12 protein-coding genes are annotated in these 19322 nt (G+C 63.8%); 3 read left to right on the top strand and 9 right to left on the bottom strand.

The features are described from left to right. Positions 1-7: 7 nt before the first annotated feature. Together CWE01_RS17380 and CWE01_RS17375 are read right to left on the bottom strand one after the other, a co-directional pair. Positions 8-6154, bottom strand: coding sequence for an NEL-type E3 ubiquitin ligase domain-containing protein (locus tag CWE01_RS17380; RefSeq protein WP_100941776.1), 6147 nt, complete (start codon positions 6152-6154; stop codon positions 8-10). 84 nt (positions 6155-6238) lie between these two features. Further along, positions 6239-7141, bottom strand: a complete 903-nt coding sequence (locus CWE01_RS17375; RefSeq protein WP_100941775.1) for a DMT family transporter — start codon at positions 7139-7141, stop codon at positions 6239-6241. Between the two features lie 138 nt (positions 7142-7279). Between CWE01_RS17375 and CWE01_RS17370 the strand changes: the two genes are divergently transcribed. Beyond that, positions 7280-8155 (top strand): helix-turn-helix domain-containing protein, encoded by an 876-nt coding sequence (locus tag CWE01_RS17370; protein WP_100941774.1) that lies wholly within the window; start codon positions 7280-7282, stop codon positions 8153-8155. Positions 8156-8212: 57 nt separating this feature from the next. On the opposite strand, the gene dacB is transcribed toward CWE01_RS17370, so the two are convergent. The 5 genes from dacB to CWE01_RS17345 all read right to left on the bottom strand — a co-directional run bounded on the left by dacB (position 8213) and on the right by CWE01_RS17345 (position 15281). Further along, positions 8213-9736: a D-alanyl-D-alanine carboxypeptidase/D-alanyl-D-alanine-endopeptidase gene (gene dacB, locus CWE01_RS17365; RefSeq protein ID WP_100941773.1), complete on the bottom strand. Its 1524-nt coding sequence runs from the start codon at positions 9734-9736 to the stop codon at positions 8213-8215. Between the two features lie 170 nt (positions 9737-9906). Further along, positions 9907-10959, bottom strand: coding sequence for a hypothetical protein (locus CWE01_RS17360; RefSeq protein WP_100941772.1), 1053 nt, complete (start codon positions 10957-10959; stop codon positions 9907-9909). Continuing rightward, positions 10959-13409 (bottom strand): TonB-dependent receptor, encoded by a 2451-nt coding sequence (locus tag CWE01_RS17355; RefSeq protein WP_100941771.1) that lies wholly within the window; start codon positions 13407-13409, stop codon positions 10959-10961. Before CWE01_RS17355 ends, CWE01_RS17360 begins: the two co-directional genes overlap by 1 nt. Positions 13410-13671: 262 nt before the next feature. After that, positions 13672-14661 carry a FecR family protein gene (locus CWE01_RS17350; RefSeq protein WP_177410490.1) on the bottom strand — a complete coding sequence of 330 codons (990 nt, stop codon included), beginning with the start codon at positions 14659-14661 and terminating at the stop codon, positions 13672-13674. Further along, positions 14658-15281 (bottom strand): RNA polymerase sigma factor, encoded by a 624-nt coding sequence (locus CWE01_RS17345; protein ID WP_256346807.1) that lies wholly within the window; start codon positions 15279-15281, stop codon positions 14658-14660. Before CWE01_RS17345 ends, CWE01_RS17350 begins: the two co-directional genes overlap by 4 nt. Positions 15282-15638: 357 nt before the next feature. On the opposite strand from CWE01_RS17345, the gene CWE01_RS17340 reads away from it, so the two are divergent. Next, the gene (locus CWE01_RS17340; RefSeq protein WP_100941770.1) at positions 15639-16331 is read left to right on the top strand and encodes a hypothetical protein; all 693 of its coding nucleotides are present in this window, start codon (positions 15639-15641) and stop codon (positions 16329-16331) included. A gap of 83 nt (positions 16332-16414) precedes the next feature. After that, the gene (locus CWE01_RS17335; RefSeq protein WP_100941769.1) at positions 16415-17332 is read left to right on the top strand and encodes an EamA family transporter; all 918 of its coding nucleotides are present in this window, start codon (positions 16415-16417) and stop codon (positions 17330-17332) included. A gap of 65 nt (positions 17333-17397) precedes the next feature. On the opposite strand, the gene CWE01_RS17330 is transcribed toward CWE01_RS17335, so the two are convergent. Both CWE01_RS17330 and CWE01_RS17325 read right to left on the bottom strand, forming a co-directional pair. Beyond that, entirely contained in the window at positions 17398-17811 is a 414-nt protein-coding gene (locus CWE01_RS17330; RefSeq protein WP_100941768.1) for an HPF/RaiA family ribosome-associated protein, read from the bottom strand. A gap of 300 nt (positions 17812-18111) precedes the next feature. Continuing rightward, positions 18112-19311 (bottom strand): benzoate/H(+) symporter BenE family transporter, encoded by a 1200-nt coding sequence (locus CWE01_RS17325; RefSeq protein ID WP_100941767.1) that lies wholly within the window; start codon positions 19309-19311, stop codon positions 18112-18114. Positions 19312-19322: the final 11 nt, after the last annotated feature.

The raw sequence follows: 19322 nt of genomic DNA, 5'->3' as shown, positions 1-19322 counted from the left end.
AACGGTTCTAACTAAATACGACAGGTGTCGTGTCACTCAGGGCGCTGATCGTCAGCGTGTCGATCCGTGCGTTACGCTCCGGCTCGGGCAACGACTGGAAATCCTCCCCGTAGGCCCGCTCCAGAAACCTGCGCCAGGCAATGTCCGACTTCAGGTAACGATGCAGGCCCATCGGCCCCGCCGCTGTTTCCGTCCGCCGGACCTGTTCGACCATGACCTCGATCTGAGCGTCGCTCAACACCACACGCTCCTTGTAGAAACGCCCATTGAACAGATCGGGCAATTCCAGCCGTTCGGCCAGCAACTCCCAATAAGCCCGGTAAACACCGAGATCGGCGACCTGGTCCCAGAGCACCTGCAAGCGGAACTTGCCTTTGAGCAAGCGCAGCAGCCGGGCCTGGGCCGTGGCTTTGTCGATCCCGTTCAAGGCCTGGCGGCAGAGCACCGCGAACTCCAGTTCGTTGAACACCCGCAACCTGCCCGTCCCCTCGGCCGTCAACACCAGTTGCCGGATAAACAGCTGCTCGCAAAAATCCGCGCTTTCGGCCATCGCCTCGAGCACCCGCCAGACACGTTGCGTCAGATCTCTGCGCACGGCGGAAAACAGCGGGTTATAGAAGGTCGCCAAGGCACTCAATTGTTCCAGGAAGTCGAAGAACACCTCGGCGTCCGGATTGTCCTTGAGCCGTTGCCAGATCCAGTTCTGCTCATCGCTACGCTCCAAGGCCGAGCCCCAGGCTTCGATACCGACGGGCCCTGAAAGCTCGGCGATGGCAAGCCCGAAGGTAATACCCTCGCCCTTTTGTTTGCGGGCATCGACCGAGAGCTTGGCCAGCGCGTCCTGCTCCAGCGGATTACCCTCCAGATGCACGCCACGCTTGAGCAGCCGCGGGGCCGAGAGCAAGGTGTTGGGGACTTGGCGGATCCGGTTATGGGCCAGGTTCATGTACGCCAGGCTCTTGAGAAAGACCGTCCCCGAGGGCCATGAATCCAGGCCGGTCCGGCTCAGGTTCAGTGACTGCAAGTCGGACAGGGCACCGAAATCGGGGAGCAGCTTCAGTGGATTCCCGCGCAAGTTGAGTATCTTCAAGCTTTTCAGCCCTGCCAGTTGCAAGGCCGCAGGCTCGGTCAGGACAATCTGGTTGTCCTCCAGGTCGAGTTCTTCCAGCGCCTTCATCTGGCCAATCTCATGGGGCAGGCGCTTCAGGCCGGCGCCATACAGGCGCAGGTGCTTCAAGGCGGGAAACGCGCTCAGGAAAGCATTCACATAGCTGATCTCCAGGCTCATGTCGCGCACCAGCAGTTGGGTAACGTGCCTGAACGACACGCTGAGCCTGGGCATCTGCTCGACCGCGAAGCCTTCGAGCAGCAACAGGCCACCCAGCAGATTGCGGCTTTCCCAGCGCCAGCAACGCCTGATCCGCGACGCCATGGCCATGCGCACCCTGAAGTTCACGTCCCATGCCGTTCCGTCCGCGCCTCGCGGGGCATCGACCCAGGTCACCAGCTCGTTTTTCAACGTGATGTAGTCGCGCTCCAACGCCTCGACCGCCCGCCGTTGCTCCGCGCTGGTGCTACCTGCCGCGCGCAGCAGGTCGAACAACTCCTGATTGGTGGCACCGCGATAGAGTTTTTTCAACCGACCAAACAGCTCCACCCCTGGCAGGCTTCGGCCGCGCCCGCTCAGCGCGAGGCCAATCTGACCGCTGCGCTGGCGCACCAGACGGCGCGGCAGTGAGGCCCAGGGCGGAGCGGGACGCAAGCCGAGCCGTTGGCGCAGTTCTGCGCGCTGGCGAATCGCCTGCTGGCTGATCAGGTTTTTCAACAGCGCCTCCGGTCCTTGCGCGCCTCCCCAGGGCAAGCGGGCGGGCAGATCCTGGACCACGCGGGACAAGGCCAGCAGCAGGTCGCTTTGCGCCGTGCCCTGCCGGGAAACCTGCTCGCCCTCGACGATAAACGACTCATAACCGTCGGGCCGCTTGACCACTACGCGTCGCTTGTCGATATCGGCGCTGCCGCTGCTCTCCAGCAGCGGACCGTCGACGCCCGTCTCGCGGATTTCGATCCGCGCCTGCTCCGGCCAACCCGGCAGGGCCTTGAGTACCACCAACAAGACCTGATCGCTATGGGCATTGCTCAACCCATCCGGGCTCAAACCCATGAGGGCCCGGCCCAGGAGAGCTTCCTCGCACCACCAGTGGGCCTCTTCGGCCAACGCCAGCGGTATGCGTCGCGAGTCGGTGATCAGCTGACGTTGCCATGATTCGCTGTGCTCCAGTATCTCCTCGGCCACCCCGCCAGGCAGGTCGGCAAAAACCTGTTCCAGCAGTCTCGGCAAAGGCTTCGCCGCTTGGCCGCGCTGGCCGGACAGACCGTCGGCCAGCGCCTGCCTGACCCGTCGCGGATCACTCGCCAGGCGACGCAGCAGGTAGCCGACCAACTGGTTTCCCGACAAGCCCGGATCGAGGGCCAGCCACAGATCATCCGCGGAGCTGAGACCATTGAGCGCCGTTTTGAACAACGCCGGCAGTTCCGCCGAGCGCCAGGTCAGCGAGGCGATATTCCGCTCGATATCCAGGTAATCCCTGAAGCGCTGCATGACCGACAGCAGGAAGGCCGGGGGCCGATGATTGCAAAAAATCGTCTGGCGCAACAGGCTGTCGGAGGTATCGCTCACCGCCAGTATCTGCCGCGCGACCGTCTCGGAAAACGATGCCGCCTGCCCGCCCAGGCGACGAAACGCCGTCGGACCATCCCACTCCAGCGGGTCTTCGAACTCGTGCCACCAGGCACTGGCGCCGTTATGTTCCAGGCGCGGTGTATAGGCCCCCGGCAGATCGGCGGGGTTGATTCGCCAATCCTCGGGCAACCCCGTGTTTTCAATGCGATAAAGGCCACCCTCAAGCGACAGGTAGGTGTTGTCGCCCTGGCGATAGAGACCGGCGGCGTCGGGGATCAGGGTCGACGGCAGGGCGACCGTCTCCCGGCAATGCTCGACCGGCAGCACGATACGACCGTCACTCGCCCGCCGGCGCTCCAGGACGCTGGCGAGCAGCGTGCGCAATGCCTTCACGTCGGTCGCCGAGGGCACGCCCAACTGGCTCAGCTCATGGGGTTTGAACAGCGCCGCCAGGGCGAGGTAGAAGCTGTCGTGAGTCGGGCTCGTGCTGACCCGTGGGCACAGGGCCGTTCCCAATTGTTCGCGGACCAGCAACTCACCGGCCAGTTGCAACCACTGATCGGTGTCGCGGTTAAATGACCGGGCCTGATGGATCCCGTCCAGCGCCCGGCCCAGGCGGGTCATGGCTTGCGCATCGGCCAACGCCCGGGCATGGGCGCCGGACAATTCGCCGTGCTCCAGCAGCCGTTGGCGCTGAAGCGGCTCCAAGGGCATACGCCGTAGATATTCGGCGATGCGCGCCAGCGACAGCGCGGGGTACAAGGCGTGGAGCTTGAACACCAGCGACGGCAGGGACGGCGCGACCAGCGACAGGTAATGGCGGGCGGGTGCCAGCGAGGCGGAGCGGTCCATGCCGTCGTGGGCGACAAGCATCTCGAACAACGTCTGGCGTTCAAGCCGGGCCAGGGCGTTGACCTGCTGGCGTATCGCCTTGTTCCACTGGCGACGGACAAAGGGCTGGAAGTCGCCCTTGAGCGGGCAACCGTCGGGCAACAGGCCGAGGATCAGTGCCTGTACCCCCTCTTCATGGGCGAGACCGTCGGAAAGCAGCAGTGGATCGGCCGGCTGCTCGATATACCCGCCCTCTTCCAGGCGCCGAATCGCCACCCGGTGCTCGAAATCGGCCAGCCGCGCCTGCCGGCCATGGACCGCCAACAACTCGCCCCCGGGCCCGTGGATAAACAGCCCGGTGGTTTCGGGCCAATCGGACAAGCGCGGCAGCAGGCAGAACAGCACACGCTCGGCATCCGCCGGCAAGCTCAGCCGCGCATCACGGCTGCCGATCAACGCATCGAGGCCCGCGTCGATCTGTCGGCGGCGCTCGGCCTCGACCAGCGACGCCGGGGGCAGCCCGCCCGCCCAGACCTCTTGCAGCGCCTCACGGCGAACACCGCTGATGGTCAACAGCGTCTCGGCCTCTTCGGCATTCCCCTGGACCATCATCCGCTCCAGCCAACGGGCATCGCTCAGGGTATGGCTGTCATCCAGGTCCGGCTTCCAGCATCGTTCTTGCCGGTCATAGCGCATGGCCGGACGAAATCCCGACGGGTCGGGCGCAACCGCCACATAACGCTTGAGCACGGCATCGTATTCCAACCTGACCTGAATCGGTCCGCCGGGCTCGCGCACCTCGCCGAACAGTACCCCGCCCTCCTCGAAAAGCCCGCGCTCATCGGCGGCAAAGCGTTCCCGCAGCCCTCGCACGGAAACCCCATAGCCGCTCAGATCGACCTTCCACAGCCGGGGCGGTCCCTGGGCCGCCGTCACCTTGCGCCAACGTCCGACCTCCAGGGACAACGCCTGCAAGCGCCGCTCCAGGAACTGTCCGGCATAACCGAGCGCCGCCCCGGTCAGGATCGCCATGCCGACGCTGGCCAGCGCTTGCCCCAGCGCCTTGGGACGCCCCTGGAAAGTCGCCAGGATGCCATCGGCCAAACCCACGCCCAACTGGGCGAACATGGCCACCGCGAGCATCCGCCCCAGGACCCCGAAACCACCAGGCACCGGCAGCATCAGGACATTGAGCAGCAGGTGCATGACTTCAAGGAATCCCTCCTTGACGGCTTGCAGATCGTGTTCGGTCTTGGAGACCGCGATCGCTTCGGTATTCAAGCGAAAACGCCAGGCATAGAACTCGGCCAAGGCCTGGCCGGGGCTGAAATCGGCAAGCGTATCGCCATACGCGAAAGCCAGGTCCTCAACCCCGCCCCCCGACCAGATCCACTTGTAGAGGTCCTCGAAGGTCGACATCCAGGTGAGGCGCCTGGGCTTGGGGTGATCCTTGAGCCATTGCCAGAACTGATGCTGCTGCTTGAACGCCAGCGACGAGATCAACCAGCCCAATTGCCCGCTGCCGCTGTCTTTTTCCAGTTGCGCCTTGAAGTCCTGCTCGAACGCCGCTCTTGAATCGTGGTAACGCAAGGCTCCCCCGGGACGGTCGACGCAATAGCTGTAAAGACCCGACTGGCCCGACACCTCGAAGACTTGCAGGGGCAGATAGATCAGTTCCAGGGGCTCGTGCTCGACCTCGAACAGATGCAGCAACGCGCTTTCGACGGACTCCAGCACCCGGTCAAGGCGCGCCTGCAGGCCGCCGGTCAGGCGCAGCGCGACATAGGCGCCCTTGAGTCGGGGACGCGCCGTCGCCAGTTCGTCCCGCAAGGCGACGAAGGCGCCGTAGCTCAGGCCGGTGAGGGCCGGCTGGCGGGCCGCGTCATACAGCGCAAAGTGAATCTGCGCATGAGCAAACGCCAGTATCGACTGATACAACGGCCCTTCCACGGCCATGGCCCGCGCCACATGGGGCTTGAGCACGGCGCCCAGATTGAGCTCGCGGACGATCCGGACAAACACCTCCGTCGCCAGCAGCCAGCGTCGATCGGAGATATCGACCTTTTTGTCGAAGGAAATCCAGCGCCGCTTGAGGTTGGCGTGGCTGGAATCGAAGAAGGCGAAATTCAGGCAGGCGGCTTGCCACAAGGTCATGGTCGAGACCGTGACCTTGCCGATGCGCCGCTCGAACGACTCCACCTGCACCGGCGGCCCCTCACCCACGGCTTGCCGGACAGCCGCCGACGAATCGATCACGGTGTGCAGATAGGTGGTCTGCGGGTCGAGGTCCAGGCCCGAGGCTTCCTGCAGGCGCTCGCGCAGCTTGGCCAGACCGGCCTTTTCGAAGGTGTCGACGACCTTGTGACTCTCCTCGTCAAGGGTCGCCCGGGCCTCCATCAACTGGCGATAGCTGCCCAGCCAGGTGCGTTGTTCAGCTTCATGCAGCGGCCCCATGGCCGCCTTGAACGAAATCGCCAGTTGCTCGACGACCTGCTGCCGCGCCCAGCTCTCCTCGCTGTGCAACAGATCGCCGTCACGGCGCATGAACAGCAACAACGAGAGGTCATCGACCTCGGTGGACAACGGCGGGGGCGGCTCATCCCCCGGGTCGACAGCGGTGCCTGGTTCAGCAGATCGGTTCATGGCCTGTCCTTCCTGATACGCCTTGGAAAGCGTCAGGTTATCGGGCCATGGAGCGGCGGCTGATCTACATAAATGTGTTGTCCGTCAGGCCAGCCTGGCCGACGTCGGCCGCAGCGCGGCCCTTGGCTTGCGGAACACCAGCACGTTGCCCGCCATCACCGCCACCAGCCCGAGCAGGGCCGGCGCACTCCAGTGATACCCCTCGGCGTAGGCCGAGACATTCAGCGCCACCAGGGGAAACAGCACCGTGCAGTAGGCCGCGCGCTCCGGTCCCATGCGTCCGACCAGGGTCAGGTAGGCGGTGAAGCCTATCACCGAGCCCGGAATCACCAGGTACAGCAGGGAGCCGATATAACGCGTGTTCCATTCCATCGCGAACGGGATGCCCTGGACCAGGCAGTAGGTGGCCAGCATCACTGCGCCGTAGAGCATGCCCCAGGCGTTGGTGGTCAGCGGCTTGAGCCCGGCCTTCTGTTGCAGGCTGGACAGCAGGTTGCCGGCCGAGAAAAACAGCGTGCCGAGCAAGGCCAGCCCGAGGCCCAGGATCGTGTGCGGGCCGGCGCTGTGCCCGGACAGTTCCGGCCAGAACAGCAGGCCCAGTCCAAGCAGGCCGAGGGCCCCGCCCATCAGCACATTGCGGGCGATCTTCTGCTTGAAGAACACCCGGGCGTTGAGGGCGTTCCACAAGGTCGCGGTGGAAAACACCACCGCCACCAGGCCGCTGGGCACCCACTGGCTGGCGGTGAGGAAACACATGAAGTTGAGGCAGAACAGGCACAGGCCCTGGGCCAGGCAGATCAGATGACCGCGGCGGTTCATCGGTTGCAGGCGGCGACTGAGCAGCAGCATGACGAACAGCACCAACGCCGCCAGGCCAAAGCGATAGACGATGGAGACCGGAATCGCCACCACGCCCAGTTGCAGTTTCAGGGCGATCCAGGTGGTGCCCCAGATCAAGACGGTCAGCAGGTAGAGAAACAGGTTCATGCAGCAGACTCCAGAAGACAGGCCTCAGTGTCGGCGGGCAAGCCGCTCCCGCGCTTGCAAAAACTTGCGCTTTTGTCGGCCCATGGCTGCCAGGGCTTTACCCGACGGAGTAGGATGCAAGGCGTTGGAGAACAGACCATGCCCGCACTGGATACCCTGCAAGTCTTTCAAGCCCTGAACCGCTCGCCCAATTCGCGCCTGGAGCACAGCGCGGAGCTCGGTGACGGTTTGGCCGCGGCGTTGTGGAGCAACCACCACGACGCCCAGGACTACGAGGCGCCCGGTCATCACACCCTGTCCTGCTACATTGCCGGCGGCACCGGGACCTTTCGCCGTGACCGCCCGGACACCAAGGGCGGCCCGGACAAGCTCTGCATCCTGCCCGCCGAACATCAGTCCGGTTGGGTGATCAACGGCAGCATTCGCCTGGCCCACCTGTATTTCAGTGCGGAACAGTTCGCGGTGGGTTGTGTGACGCTGCTGGACCGTGAACCCCGTGAGCTGCAATTGCAGGAACACACTTTTCTGGATGACCCGCAGCAGGCCCGGCGTTTTCGCCAACTGATCAGCCTGGACTGGGACGAACCGGGGGAGCGCCTGCTCAGCAGCAGCCTGGCCCACGAGTTGCTCGGCCATACGCTGCTCAATCAGGTGGGGATGCGCCAGGGCTTGCGATTGAAAGGCGGTTTGGCGGCGCATCAGCGGCGCCTGTTGGTGGAGTACATCGACAGCCGGTTGGACCAGCCGTTGAGCCTGGGTGAGTTGGCCGGGTTGTGCGCGCTGTCGGAATACCACTTTGCGCGGATGTTTCGCGTCAGCTTCGGCTTGCCGCCCCATCAATATGTACTGGCGCGGCGCCTGGAGCGGGCGCGGCTGCTGTTGCGCGGTAGCGGGCAACCACTTGGGGAGATTGCCCTGGCGTGCGGGTTTGCCAGTGCCAGTCATTTCGCCAATCGGTTTCGCCAGGTGCTGGGCGCAACGCCCGGCGAGTACCGGCAAGCCTTCGCGCACTAAAGCCGAACACCGCCCCTGCTCCTACAGGTTATGCGGTGTTTTCAAGATCCCGTTTCTTCAATCGGCCTTGTTGGCCAACGCCGTCACCACCTGGTCCTCCACCGCTTTGACCTGCCGCCCACCGACCAGATAGTTGTTGCTCAGCATGGCAAACACCAGCAGCCGCCCGTCGCGACTGGTGACATACCCGGCCAGCGACGACACACCGCCCATGCTGCCGGTCTTGGCATGCAGGTTGTTCGCTGCTGCCGTGCCGTGCAGGCGTTTGCGCAGGGTGCCGCCGATCATCCGCTCGGAATTGCCGGCAACCGGCAACGCCGCATACCAGGCCTGGAACCAGGGCCGACTGCGCGCCACCAGCAACAAATCGCTGAGGGTCTGCGCCGACACCTGGTTACGCCGTGACAAACCGGAACCGTCGAACTGCAGCAACTGCGCCGACGCCACCCCGTGCCCCTGCAGGAACCCGTTGACCGCCGCCACACCCGCCGCCGCCGTGCCCGCATGCGCCGTCTTGCGGCCCATGGACTTGAGCAGGATCTCCGCCATGTTGTTGTTCGACAACTTGAGCAGTGGCGGCATCAAGTCCGCGAGGACCGGCGACTGGTGCTCGACCAGCGGCTGCGCCGCAGCCGGCGTGGCGACGCCCAGCAAGCTGCCGCCTTCCACCGCGATCCCCTGCTGGAGCAGGGCGCTACGGAACAGATCGGCCACCAGCCCGGTCGGCTCCCAGACGCTGACCTGGGCAATGCGCTCCGCGCCCTTGGGCAACGCGCCGTCAATGCGCAACAGGTTGCCACCATGGCCGCGACTGACCACCAGCGGACCGCCACGGCCCGTCGTGGCCCGGTTGGCCACGTTCATGTAGTGGTTGGCCGGCGTGAAGCTGACTCGAACCGGCTGGCGTGGCGAGCTACCGGCGCGCACATTGACCAGGATCGAGCCGACATCGAGGTCCGCGTTCGGCGACACGCTCAGCGCGGAAATCTGCGCCGCAAAATACTGTTGCTCGTCATCGGCGGACCAATCGACTCCCAGCCGTTCGTGGTCGAAGGCGGTGTCATCGAGAATCAGCCGTCCGCGAACCCGCGTGATGCCTTTACGCGCCAGCCCGGCCGCCAGGGCCTGGTAGTCTTCCTGGCGCATGCTCGGGTCGCCCGTGCCCCGCAGGTACAGATCGCCGTTCAGCACGTTGCCCTGCTGCACACCGGTGCTCAACAGGGTGGTGGAAAACCGATAATCGGCACCGAGGATTTCCATCGCCGCCGCCGTGGTCACCAGCTTCAGGCTGGAAGCCGGAATCAGGCGGAATTGCGGGTTGTATTCACACACCAGTTTGCCGCTGTTCGCCTCGCGTATCACCAGCGAAGTCGTCGCGCCTTGCAGCGCCGGGGCGCGCAATACGCTGTCGAGCCCGGCGCAAAAGGCCGAGCGTGGCAACGGCAATGGCAACTGCGCCGCTTGCAGGACCACTGTCCGGGCTGGCTCGGGAGCCTTCGGCGCCTTGCTCGAACAGGCCGCCAACAGTACGCATAACGCCAACGCGACGCCCTTGCCCATGAAACCCTGTACCGAATTCATCTTCCGCCTCGAACTCAACCAATAAACACACAATAGCCGCTACCAGCGACTCATCACTCAGGAGGCACGTAAGAACAAGGTACTTAGCGAGTCAACGGGGGAATTATGCGGGAACACCGTCCCCGGAATCCATGTGCGAGCGATTCGTTTCCGGGGACAGGGTTCGTGGTTCAGGGCGCCAGGGTGGTGACGGAAAAGCTGTTGGCGTGAAACAGCGGATCGGTTTTGGCTTCACCCTTGGCCGTGGCCGGTTGGGTGAAGTCCATGGCAGGCAGGTAGACCTTGCCGCTGGTCGGGTCGAACGCCATGTTGTAGGCCATCGGCAAGGTGCTGACGCTGCCCAGCGTCCGATAGTGGTCGACGTCCGTCTGTTCGACCAGTGTCAGGTTGGCGTCCACGCCGCTGGGGATGATCAGCCGATGTTGCCGGGCATCCCAGGCCAGGGCGTTGACGTCCCGGGTGATCGGCAGGCTGGCCTTGACTGCGCCGCTTTCCAGGTCGGCCACGATCAGCCGGGGCTGCTCGCCACGACAGGCGACGAACAGGCGCTGTCCCGGCTTGTCCTCGGCCAGGGCGCTGGGTTTGGGGCAACCCTCGAAGCTCCAGCTGTCGAGCACTTCGAAGGTGCTGGCGGAAAACCGCGCCACCTTGCCTTCGTCACGCATCGGCAGGAAGAAACTGCCATCGCCCTTGACCAGCAACGGGTCGATCTTCTTCACGTCCAGTTCATGGGCGGCGGTGACCCTTTCCTGTTGCGGGTCGAAGACAAACAGCGTCGAACGATCCGCCCGCCGGCCGCTGACGACAATCACCTGGCCGGTACGTGGCTCGTACACCGCGCTGTTGAGGTTGCTCTGGGCCACGGGAATACGCTTGAGCAACTTGAGGCTCGACAGCTCCACCACGCCAAGGCTGCCGTCGGTGTTGAGCACGAACACGCGATTGCGTTCGGGTATGAACACCACCGCGTTGGCCCCCACCGAATGCTCGAGGGTTTTCACCAGGCGCTGTTTCGCCACGTCGAACACGCTCAGGCCGTTTTCCCGCCGGGCCAGGAACAGGTAGGGCCGGGTCGGGTCGAGGGCGGCGAAACCCCAGCTGTCGCCGGAGCCGGCCAAGGTCACTTGATGTTCACGCTGGTACAGGCGCCCGTCCCCGGGTGCCGCCGCCAGGGCGGTGGCACTCAGGCTCAGGGCCAGCAGGATTGCACGGGCGCGCTTCATCAGAACTCCAGGGTGCTGGAGACCGACACCTGCCGCGCGTCCCCCATGGAGACGAACAGCTGGCTGACCGCCGAGGTGTAGTAGACCTTGTTGAACAGGTTCTTCACGTTGAGCTGGAACTTGACCTTCTGCCCTTCGACCTTGGTGTCGTAGGTGGCGAAGGCATCGGCCACGGTGTAGCCCGGCAGGTCGAAGGTGTTGGCCGCATCGCCGGTGCGATGACCGACATAACGCGCGCCGGCACCGGCCCGCAGCTTGTCGCCGCCGCCCATGATCGAACCGAAGTCATAGACCGCCGACAGCGAGCCGGCGTTCTTCGCCACGTTCTGCAGGCGGTTGCCCTGGTAATTGGCGTCCTTGGTGACCTGGGCATCGGTATAGGCGTAGCTGCCGATCAGGCTCCAGCGATCGCTCAACTGACCGCTGGCATCCAGTTCCAGGCCGCGCGAGCGCACCTGGCCGGCAATGCTGTACTGGGTGGTCAGGCCGTCGGCGACGGACACCAGCACGTTGCGCTTGTGGATATCGTAGATCGCTGCGGTGGCGGTGATGCGCCCTGGAATATCCAGCTTGGTGCCGATTTCCCAGGCCTTGGACTGTTCCGGTTCAAGGGAGCCGTCCAGCACCAGGCGGGTATTGCTGGTCACCGCCAACGGGGCGATGGTGGAGTTGGGCTTGAAGGATTCGGTGTAGCTGCCATAGAACGACAGCTCGTCGGTGTAGCGGTACACCAGGCCGGCGCGCGGCACGAACTTCTCGCCATTGCCGTTGGTGTTGACCTGGAACGGCCGGCCCTTGCCCGCGAACTGGTCATACATCTGGTAGCGGCCGCCGGCGACGAAGATCCACTGGTCGTTGAGGTGGATCGAGTCCTGGGCGAACACCGAGTCGCTGCGCAGCAGGTCGGTCTGGTCGCTGTCCTTGGGGCTGACGGTGGAGCCCGGGACTTCACGGTCATAGATCGGGTTCAGGTAGCTGAAGGTGTTCAGCGGACTCTGGCGGATCAGGTCGGAGCGGTAGATCTTGCGGTACTCGTCGTCCATGCCGAACACCAGGTCATGCTGCATGCCGGCCACATCGACCTTGCCTTCGAGGCTGGCGGTGGTGAAGCGGTCGGTGGTCAGCGCGCCCTTGGTGCCGTCCATGCTGCGCACCAGGGTGCCGTTGGCCGGGTTGACCGAAACCACCCGGACCTGGCTGGCATCGTAGGTTTCGCGGTTCCAGCTGTAGCCCAGGTGGGCCTTCCAGTTGTCGTTCAGGTCGTGGTCGGCTTCGAAATGGACCAGGTCCGAGCGCCCTTCCATGTTGTTGAACGGCTCATCCAGCCGGCGATCCTTGGGAATCGCCAGCGGGTGGTTGGTCCGTGGATCGATGGCCGTGCCACGGTCGAACGGGGTCAGGAACTCGCGGTGTTCGTAGGACAGCAGCAGCTTGGTGGTCTCGCCGAACCAGGCCAGGGACGGGGCGATCAGGGTTTCGCGGTGGGCACCGAAGTTGCGCCAGTAATCTTCGTCTTCACGGTCGAGGACCATGCGGTAGGCCAACCCGGAATCGCCGAGGGCGCCGGTGCTGTCGAGGCTGCCGCCGCTGCCGTTCTTGCCGGCGCCGTAGGTCGAGCCGCGCAGGGTCACGGCGTTGTACTGCTCCAGTTGTGGTTTCTTGCTGACCAGGTTGACCACGCCGCCCGGGTCCTGGATGCCATAGAGCAGGGAGGCCGGGCCCTTGAGCACTTCGACCCGATCGGTGGTGGCGTTCAGCGCACGGCCCTGCACCAGCGGCATGCCGTCCTGCATGATCGAACCGTTACGGTTGTCGCCGAAACCGCGAATCATCACCGCGTCCTGGGTGCTGCCGAGGGTGTTGGCCTGGGTGATGCCGCTGATGTTGTTCAGCGCGTCATCGAGGTTGCGCGGGGTCTGGTCACGCAGGACCTGGGCGGAGACCACGTTGATGGTCTGCGGGATTTCCTGCAGCGAGGCGCTGGAACGGGCCACCGAGGTGACCTGGGGCGGCTGGTAGCTGGTGGAAGACGCCTGCTGGTTGCCGTTGATGGTGGTGGCGCCGAGGTTCAGGGCGCCCTGGGTCGGCAAGGGTTCGAGGGCCAGGGTGTGGTCGTCGGTGCGGCGGAAGGTGAAACCGGAATTGCTCAGCAGCCGTTGCATGGCCTGCTCGGCGCTCATCTGCCCGCTGATGGCCGGGGCCTGGTGACCGTAGGCGGCTTCATCGGTGTAGACCACGCTCAGGCCGGTGACCCGGCTGAATTCGTTCAGGGCCTGGGGCAGCGGCTTGGCGGCAATGGCGAAGTTGAATTGCGCGCTGTGCTGCGCCGCGGACTCGGCCGCCAGGGCCACGCTCAGGGGCAGCAAGGCCAACCCCGACACCGCCAGCGCCGATGCGCCGAACCACCGCTTGACCGAACTGCCTGCCACCGCTTTTGCCCTGGACTTCATGTGTGCCTGACCCGTACGTAGAGAAATCATTAATGCGAATGAATCGCACTTTCAACCACTACACGGATGGGCGTCGGGTTTACCTCACCTTTATTTTGAAAATATTTTCATGGAGAGTCGCCGTGACACAAACCGCTGGCCTGACACCGCCCCTGTAGGAGCCGGCTTGCTGGCGATTGGGGCCCGAGAGTCTTGTATCGTTGGTTCGGCCGCTATCGCCAGCAAGCCGGCTTGTGTCTGGCGTCAGGGTTAGACTGGTGGATCAGCGCAAGACGATGACCCGACCGAGCAGGCTGTGCTGTTCAAAGCCCAGCACGCCTTGCAACGAATCGAGCACCGCCCGCGGATCCTTGTTCGGAAAACTGCCGCTGATCCGCCGTGCCGCCAGGCTGTCGTTGAATACCAGGATCCGGCCCGGGTAATACCGGCCCAGGTCCTGGACCACCTCGGCGACGCTGGCTTTCGAGTAGTTCAGCCAACCCTGGCGCCAGGCCAGCAACTGGTCGCTGTCCACCGGATGCAGTAGCTGCGCCGAACCGTCGGCATAGGCCACCTGCTGGTTGGCGCCGAGAATCTGCTGCGGCGCGCCCGCACTCGCACGCACCCCGACCCGCCCGGACAACACCGTCACCCGCGCACCACCCGGTTGCAGGCGCACTTCGAACTGCGTGCCGAGCACCCGCGCCTCGCCGCCCTGCGCATCCACCACAAAGGGCTCGCCGGTATGGGTTACCTGGAAAAACGCCGAACCGCGACGCAGCCGAACATGCCGTTCGCCCGCGCTGAAATCCACGGAGATCGCACTGTCGGTGTCCAGGGTGACTTCGGAATGATCGGCCAGGGTCACCGTGCGCACCTGCCCCGGCACCGACACATAATCGGCGCCAAGATCGTCGAGCCAACGCCCGGGCTCGAAGCCCAGGCCGATGGAGATGCTCAGCAGCAGGCAGGCGGCCATGGCCAGGCCCGCCGACCAGCGCCAGCGCGATACCGGCTTGGGCCGGTCCATGGCCGCGAGCAGACCTTGCAAGGCCACGGCCTCCTCTTTGGCCAAGGTACTCGCCGGCACTTCGCTCAGTTCCCAGAGCACCTGGGCCTGGGCATAAGCCTCGACATGGGCCGGTTCGGCTTGCAGCCAGAGACTGAAGCGCGCCTGGTCGCCCCGGCTCGGCTGATCGTGCAACAGGCTGAGCCAGGCCAGGGCGGCCTGTTCCTGGTCGGGTGTCACGGCGATACTGGAAGAATGGATCACGATGCTTTCCCTGGCAGACGTGTGACGGATGGCGCTCGATAGGCGGCTGAAGGCTCTCGATAGGTCGCTGAAGGCTCTCGCAGGCTGGCCTTGCAAGCTTCAAGGGCCCGCATCATGTGTTTTTCCACGGCACTTTGCGAGAGGTCCATGGCCTTGGCGATCTCGGCGTATTTGCGCCCATGGATACGATTGAGCAGGAAAATCTGCCGGGTGCGCTCAGGCAGGCTGCGCAGCGCCGCCTCGACATGACGCAGATCGTTACCGGCCGCCAGGGCCGCCTCGGGCTCGAGGCTCTGGTTATCCTGCTGCTCGGGTAGCCAGCCTTCATTGACTCTCACGCGGGCACCCTCGCTGCGCAAATGGTCGATGGCAATGTTGCCGGCGCAGCGCAGCAGGTAGGTGCTCAGTTCCTCCACCTGCACCAGGGGCCGGCGCCAGAAACGCAGGAACAGGTCCTGGACCAGGTCCGCCGCCGTCGCCCGACAACCGACCCGGCGACTGACCAGCGCCTCCATCTGCGAACGCTGGGACAGGAACACTTGCAGGAAGTGCGCGCGACCGGTGTGCAACTCGGTCCCCTCGGCATCCGGGTTCTCGGGGGGGCGCAGGGCCAGGTTCATCACGACACTCCCAGCAACAGTCAGCCGCCGAGCAGCGACGGGCCAGCGTAAAGGACGCCAATATTAATGATAAAAATTCTCATGCGCAAAGACATCCGACGAGCCGCAATGGCACAAGGACATTTACCGGTGGCTATCCGAACGGATAGTCATGCTGAAAAAAACTGGAGGATGGGCCGAATGCTGGGCTAATTTCGGGCGGTCGACGGTTGCCGTCCCAGCGCGGGCCGCCGACCCGTCTCGGGTTCTCATACGTGGAGGAGTCCCTGGGCCGGTCTTACTTGATCGTCCAATACACGGCCTCTTCAGCCAGGCAGTCGAGGGGAATGCCGTCCGCTAACCGAGCAGGGAGCTTCCATGAACAACACGCCGTTCAATCTCAACAAACATATTGCCGAGTATCACTACGACTACGTCACAGTCCTTGACGACATCGTCCCCCCCGCGTTGTGCGACACCTTGAAAGAACGGGTCGAGCGCACCATCGAGCAAGGTCGGGTCAAGCTGGTCAACCACCAGGGCCTCGGCACCCGCGAGGTGTCCGACGCCGGCGGGCAATACCTGCACTACATCTTCCAGGGCCAGGACGTGCGCGATCACTTGCCGGAACTGACGGCGATCTATCACTCGCTGCTGCCGCTGGTCAGCCTGGTCACCAGCCAGGATGCGATTGTCTCGCCCCACGACCGTTCCGACATCAATATCAAGGTCTATCCCGAAGGCGGCGGAACACTGGGCGAGCACTACGACACCAATGCGATCACCGTGCTGCTGTTTCTCACCAGCAACCGCGAAGCACCGTTGCGCATGCAGATTCCCCGCGCCCATCCAAGCAAACCCGAGCCATGGATCGAACACCGGCATATCCACGCCAAGGCCGGTTCGCTGCTGATCATGAAGGGCCGGGAAATCCTTCATGACTGCGAACCGACGGTGACGGAAAAGAAGATCACCGTGGTCCTGAACTACTACACCCGGGATGACGTATGGCGTCCGGAAAAATTCGATGCCTTCGTCTATGACGGCGTCGATCCGGAAATCGCCGCCTGACCCTCGCCCGCGTCTTTGTCAGCCACATCCCGGCGACAAAGACGCGCCTCTGCGAACCGCCGTCAACAGGACCTCAAATCCCTATGAAATTTCAACCGCTGGACCTGGCCCTCGGGCTATTGGTCACGATTATCTGGGGCAGCAACTTCTCGGTCATCGAACTGGGCCTTGAACAGTTGGACCCCTTTCTGCTCACCGCCCTGCGCTTTACCTGCTGCGCCCTGCCCCTGGTGTTCTTCATGAAACGCCCGGCCGGCGTCAGCCTCGCCGCCATCGCCGGTTACGGCCTGCTGTTCGGGGTCGGACTCTGGTGGGTGGTGAACTACGCCATGCACCTGGGACTGACCCCGGGCCTGGCCTCGCTGATCCTGCAATTCAGCGCCTTCTTCACGATCTTCCTCAGCGCCTGGCTGCTCAAGGAAAAAATCGCCGGTCCGCAGATCGCCGGGGTGATCCTCGCCAGCCTCGGCTTGCTGTCGATCATTCACTTCACCGAAGGCCAGGCAGTCCTCGCCGGCACCGCCCTGGTGCTGCTGGCCGCCCTGAGCTGGAGTGCCTGCAACCTGATCGTCAAGCAGACCCGCCCCGCCGATATGGTCGCCTTTATCGTCTGGTCCAGCCTGTTCGCGGCACCGCCGTTGTTTCTCATGACCTGGCTGGCCAAGGGCAGCGCGCCGTTTTATCAACTGGGCACGAACCTGACACCTTCGGCGATCTTCTCGGTGCTGTTCCAGGCCTATGTCACCACCCTGTTCGGCTACCGGGTGTGGAATAACCTGATGAAGAAATACCCGTCGGCAATGGTCGCGCCGCTGTCGTTGATGGTGCCGATTTCCGGCGTCACCACTTCGTGGCTGATGTTCGACGAAAGCATCGGGCCCCACAAGCTGGCCTCGATCATGGTGATCCTGCTGGGCATTGCGCTGTTTATCAACGCCTCACTGATTGCCAACTGGCTGCAGGCCAGGGCCCCGCGCCAGGTCGACGAGCCGCAGGGCTGAGCGCGTTGTAGCCCAAAACGAAAACGGGCCTGCAAATGCAGGCCCGTCGTGGTCAGTGTTGAGGATCAGCCGTTAGCGGCCAGTCGTACACGTTCTTTCTCTTCGAACTCCTCTTCCAGCAGCGCGTCTCCCAGGTCGCGGCGTTCGCCCACAATGGCGGTCGCGCGTTTGGCTTGCAGTTTGCCGAACAGATGCTCCAGTGCATGTTCCAGTTTGGTGGCCGCGCCATCGATCGCCTGTTCCAGCGTATCGGCTTTATGGGTGACCGAAATCGGTTGATGGCCTTTTGGCCGCGCTTCCATCTGGCAGCGCATATCGTGGGGACCCGGCTTGTCGCCGTTCTCGTCCGCCAGGTGAACTTCGACCCGTGTCAGGTCTTCTTCATAACGTTCGAGCGCGTTCTCGACGCTCGTCCGGACCCACTCCTCCAGTCGAATGCTGCTTTGAATATGGTTATCACTATTGACTTGGATTTGCATAGTTATTCCCTTATTTCAGCTAGCTAGTAAGAGACTCGTCGGCAGCACCTGAAGGCGTGCTGAACATGACCTCTTGATGACAGAGTTGGGCAGTTGGAAAAACAATTCAACCCCTTTGAAAAGATAAATAATTATCCGACGAAATAGCCGGACAAGCCCGCAAAGCGCTGTTAATGTCGGGAGTCGGGTCGAATCGCTTTCCTGTCATTTCCTGCAACAACCTCCCTGAAAAAGCCCCCGCCAAGAGCTCGGCCAAAACGTCTTGAAGCAGCGGACATCCTTGTCCGGCACTCGCCCCCATCAAGCCTCGCGCAACCCCGGCAGCACCTTGCGCTCACGGGTGTAGCTCAGCACGAAATGCGCCACCAGGCCGAAGATCAATCCCCAGAACGCCGCCGCCAAACCCAGGTAGCTCATGCCCGATGCGGTCACCAGAAAGGTGATCAGCGCCGCTTCCCGCTGTTTCTCCTCGGCCATGGCACCCGTGAGCCCGGCACTGATCGCGCCGAACAGCGCCAGCCCGGCCAGGGACGCGATCAACTCCTTGGGCAAGGCGCCGAACACCGAGGCCAGGGTCGCGCCGAAGGTGCCCATCAGGATGTAGAACACCCCGCAGGCGATGCCGGCGATATAACGTTTGTCGCGGTTTTCGTGGGCCTCGCGACCGGTGCAGATCGCCGCCGTGATCGCCGCCAGATTGAGGCCATGGGCACCGAACGGGGCCAGCAACACCGCGCCAATGGCCGTCAGCGAAATCATCGGCCGGGCCGGCTGGGTATAACCGGCGGTGCGCAACACGGCCATGCCCGGCACGTGCTGGCCGGTCAGGGTCACCAGGGCCAGCGGCAGGCCGATATTGATGATCGCGTGCCAGCTCCACTCGGGTGCGGTGAAGATCGGATGCGCCACCGCCACCGTGATCGCGCCCTGGTTCAATTCACCCATCAGCGCGGCAAAACCACAGCCGACAATCAACACCGAGAGAATCGCGTAGCGCGGCGAGAAACGCTTGCACACCAGATAGACGGCGATCATCGACAACACCAGCGCCGGTTGCAGGCGGATCGAGGTGAACAGCTCGGCGCCGAAGCGAAACAGGATTCCCGCCAGCATCGCCGCGGCAATCGCCTTGGGCAGGCGGCTCATCAACTTGTCGAAGGCCCCCGACAGCCCCACCGCCAGGATGATCACCGAGGCCACCACATAGGCGCCGATCGCCTCGGCGAATGACACCGTCGGCAGCATCGATACCAGCAGCGCTGCGCCGGGGGTCGACCAGGCGGTGATCACCGGGATCCGCAGGCGCCAGCTCAACAGCAGGCCGGTGACGCCGCTGCCGATGGAGATCGCCCAGATCCACGACGAAACCTGGTCGTTGGACAGATGGGCCTGGGACGCCGCCTGGAAGACGATGATCAAGGGGCCGGCGTAGGAGATGACCACCGCGATAAAGCCGGCGATCACCGCGGATAACGAAAAGTCCTGCCTGAGGCTGCTCATAAGCGTCGATA

The sequence above is a fragment of the Pseudomonas sp. QS1027 genome (assembly GCF_002814235.1).
Lineage (GTDB): Bacteria > Pseudomonadota > Gammaproteobacteria > Pseudomonadales > Pseudomonadaceae > Aquipseudomonas.
This window is presented reverse-complemented; position numbering and strand designations above follow the sequence as displayed.